Source organism: Oleiphilus sp. HI0043 (assembly GCF_001634935.1).
The window spans coordinates 1-570 of sequence record NZ_LWEY01000141.1 but is presented as its reverse complement, the minus strand read 5'-3'; the positions used below and the strand labels follow the sequence as shown (position 1 = coordinate 570).

Below are 570 nucleotides of genomic sequence, written 5' to 3'. Positions count from 1 at the left end.
GACAATTTTCCCGGTAAAAGACAAGCGACTATTTTTCCGATCTCAAGCCTCGCAGCAAGACTTGGGTGGAATGAGTAAGCAAACCTTCCACGTAACGCGCTTGCTAAGAAAAATTTTTGATCTGATCATCATTGAAACGGTCGGTATCGGCCAAAGTGAGATTGAAGTTCAGAAACTTAGCGACCATACCTGCCTGGTAATGCAGCCATTGGCTGGCGATCAGGTTCAGTTTATGAAAGCCGGAATCATGGAAGTCCCGGACACCTTTATCATCAATAAATGTGATGAAGATAATTTAGCGAAAAAAAGTCTGCACTTGCTTAAATCGAGTCTAAAATTAGCCAGTATTTATGTAGAAAATGCCGGTGATAAAAAGCAAGCAAATGTTAAAGATATATTTTTAACCAGCGCAATAAAGCGCAAAGGTATTACTGAACTGGCTGATCACGTACTTGCATATCGCGACCAAGCTATTAGTCAGGAAGCTTTGGAAAAGCAAGAAAACTACTTTTTACATAAGTGGATTAAACAAGCTTACGGCGAGTTCGGTGAAGGGGTATACGAGCACTT

Annotated in this window: 1 pseudogene; it reads left to right on the top strand. The window is 40.9% G+C overall.

Features of this window, described 5'->3' with window-relative positions:
• Positions 1-70: 70 nt before the first annotated feature.
• Positions 71-570 (top strand): annotated as a pseudogene (locus tag A3729_RS02760) (hypothetical protein); the annotation flags it as partial.